General features: G+C 34.8%; 4 protein-coding genes. All 4 read left to right on the forward strand.

The annotated features are described in order from the left end of the window. Nucleotides 1–242: 242 nt before the first annotated feature. Nucleotides 243–818 (forward strand): dienelactone hydrolase family protein, encoded by a 576-nt coding sequence (locus AMD00_RS18880; RefSeq protein WP_053418564.1) that lies wholly within the window; start codon nucleotides 243–245, stop codon nucleotides 816–818. 51 nt (nucleotides 819–869) lie between these two features. Then, a complete protein-coding gene (locus tag AMD00_RS18885) occupies nucleotides 870–1,247 on the forward strand; it encodes a GntR family transcriptional regulator (RefSeq protein WP_053418565.1) in 378 nt (125 codons plus the stop codon). Nucleotides 1,248–1,262: 15 nt separating this feature from the next. Further along, entirely contained in the window at nucleotides 1,263–2,363 is a 1,101-nt protein-coding gene (locus tag AMD00_RS18890) for a DUF1648 domain-containing protein (RefSeq protein WP_053418566.1), read from the forward strand. Nucleotides 2,364–2,652: 289 nt separating this feature from the next. Further along, nucleotides 2,653–3,051 carry a hypothetical protein gene (locus AMD00_RS18895; RefSeq protein WP_053418567.1) on the forward strand — a complete coding sequence of 133 codons (399 nt, stop codon included), beginning with the start codon at nucleotides 2,653–2,655 and terminating at the stop codon, nucleotides 3,049–3,051. The last annotated feature ends 110 nt before the right edge of the window (nucleotides 3,052–3,161 follow it).

Genomic DNA, 3,161 nt, shown 5'->3' on the forward strand with positions numbered 1-3,161 from the left:
CGGAAGTTAAGCTCTTTAGCGCCGATGGTAGTTGGGGGTTTCCCCCTGTGAGAGTAGGACGTTGCTAGGCACATTAATGCACAGCTGATTTAATCAGTTGTGCTTTTTTTATTGTTTAAAATAAGGTTAAATAGATAGAAAATTTTGCAGTCGTATAAGAACAAGATACAAGATTAGTTATTTACATATTTCGGTAAAGATTGAGCTTTGATATAATTTATTCAAAAGATTGGTGGATTCTTATGACAATAAAAAAACCATTAATTATTTTACTCCATGAAATTTATGGAGTTAACGATCATATGGAGTATTATAAAGCTATTTTTAATGAAGCAGGATTTGACGTAATGGTTCCTAATTTACTAGATAGAAAACCTTTTAATTATTCAGAAGAAGTGGAAGCATATACATACTTTATGAAAGAAGTAGGGTTTGAAAAGGCTCAGTTAATAGTTGATCAAATAATAAATGAACAAAAACAAGTTTATGAGAATATTTATATTGTTGGATTCAGTATAGGCGCAACGCTGGCATGGTTATGTAGCGAAAAGTCAGTATCAGCTGTTTTCGCTTTTTATGGATCACGTATCCGCCAATACTTACATATTAGCCCTAAAGTTCCTACTGTGGTTTATTTTGTTGAAAAAGAGAAATCTTTTAACCCTCAAATAATTCTTGAGCAATTGCAACAAAAAAATCAAGTTTATACTCACTTAGTAAATAAAAGTCATGGCTATATGAACCCTTTTGATAAAAAATTTGATAAATTAGCAGCTGATGAAACAACAAATGAAATTGTTAGATGGATTAAATTGTAGGTACTAATTAGATTTGTTATAATATATATATAACAGAATGGAGTGATACGTATGTTTCTGCAAATTGAGCCACAATCAGATGTGCCGATATATACGCAACTAACGCAGCAAATTATTGAAGGTATTGCCAGTGGACAGTTGAAGTCTGGAGAGTCCTTACCATCAGTTAGAGCATTGGCAGCTGATTTAGGAGTAAATATGCATACGGTTAATAAGAGTTATCATGAATTAGAGAAGAAGGGTATGATACGCATTATCCCAAAGTCTGGAGCAGTTGTTACAGGGCCAAATGATTTAGGTGTGACAAATGCGCAAATACAACAAGTTGAGAGAATGCTACGACCTGTGGTTGCAGAAGGGCTGGTCGTTGGATTAGGAGCACAAGATTTACAACAACTTGTGCAAAAACTAATAAAAAACTTGTCATAAAGGGGCCAAAAAGAAATGAATGGATATATTTTTTCATTAGTTATGTTCGCTTTGATTGGTTTACTACAAGCATTTGTACCATATTGCATTAAAGAGACGATTGTTTTTGGTGTAACCGTACCAGATCAGCAAGTCTATCACCCAATTGTGAAAGCATCTAAAAAGATCTACACTTTAACACTTTTAGGCATCCTGATTATTATAGTGGCGGGTTATGTTTTGTGGGAATTTAATAGTATGGTGAATGATGAGTTAGCCATTATTGTGGGAATAACCCTACAATTTATATTGATCGGTATAAGTATTGTGATGTATTTTATATTTCATAATAAAATTACGATGTTGAAAAATGCAGAGGAATGGGGAGCAGACCTGAAACAAGTAAAAGTAACAGACTGGTCTGTACGGGCACGTGATGAAATGTTACCGATATTCTATTTTTTACTACCAATCTTTGTGGTAGGTGGCCTTATTATTTACACTTATATGCAATATCCACTACTTCCTGAAAAAATTCCAACGCATTGGGGGCCTAACGGTCAGCCGGATGCCTTTACAGATAAAAATAGATTTTCAGTAATTGCATTACCACTCATTTTATTAGTCATGCAAATTATGTTTGCAGGTATTATTGAGTTAACACGTCGTTCTGGAATTAAAATTAGTGCGACTAGAACGCAGCAATCGATTCGTCAGCAACTGGCGATGAGAAAGTATTCGAGTTGGTTAATGTTTTTAATGACCATGTTAATAACAATTCTCTTTAGTTTCTTACAATTGACCACGATTCATAGCGACCTAGTTAGTGAGAGCGTGATGCTTATCATGTTCATTAGTTTCATTTTCGTCACGATTATTGGAGTAATTGCTTTTGCGGTGAAATTGAGTAGTTTAGGTGAAGCTAAAGGTACTAATTATTCGTCTTCGGGTATTACAGACGTAGACGAAGACCAGTACTGGATAGGTGGTCTTATTTATTTTAACCGCAATGATCCATCGGTCTTTGTAGAGAAGCGATTTGGTGTTGGCTGGACGGTAAATATGGCTCGCCCTACTGCCATTGCATGTATTTTCGGGCCGATTGTATTAATTATTTTAATTTCTATATTTGCATAGAACGCTGAAGATGATGTAGCTAACTTATGTAGCTAACATATCTACTTAAACACGTCTAAAGATCCGATATAGACCGTATACAAGTAGAAACATAAACTAGTTCCATCAAATTATCAAACAGCTTAATAAGATATCTAAAGACGATATCTGAGTAATGAGTTCATCGAATAAAGGTACCACATTTACAACCATACTACCTCATTTGTAATGATTTGTTCATGTGGTGTTCATATTGACAAAGTAATGTTACTACCATAGTAATAAAGAATTCTATGGGGGGAATGACATTATGGAGGCAAAATGGAGTTTACGCTTAATTCGTTTAGCAGCAATTTTCGGTTTAATTGGAGCTGGATTGGGTTCGCATATGGCGGGTTCAGGTAGTTACCAATTCCGTCCGATTCATGTTCATATTTTATTAGTAGGTTGGTTATCAGTGTTCTCATGGGGTATGTTCTATCGTGTGTATAAAGTGAAATCTACAAAATTAGTAGTGGCTCATGGATGGACTGCAATTATTGGCTCTATAGGTTTAACGGTTGGTATGTGGTTAAACGCACTAAAACCATTTAACGTGAACGAAACATTCGCATTAGTCTTTTATATCGTAGGCGGAACAATTTTACTAGTAAGCTTTGGTTTATTCATCATTACAACATTCATGATCGATACTAAGGATAGAAAATGAAGTAATATATATGCGAAAAGCACCTTCAGAAAGTTTGAACTGCCCCGTAAAAGTTAGACACCATTCTAACTTTTACGGGGGTTTTTTTATGGCAAAAGTACGAGTTGAAC

The sequence above is a fragment of the Viridibacillus arvi genome, assembly GCF_001274945.1.
Lineage (GTDB): Bacteria > Bacillota > Bacilli > Bacillales_A > Planococcaceae > Viridibacillus > Viridibacillus arvi.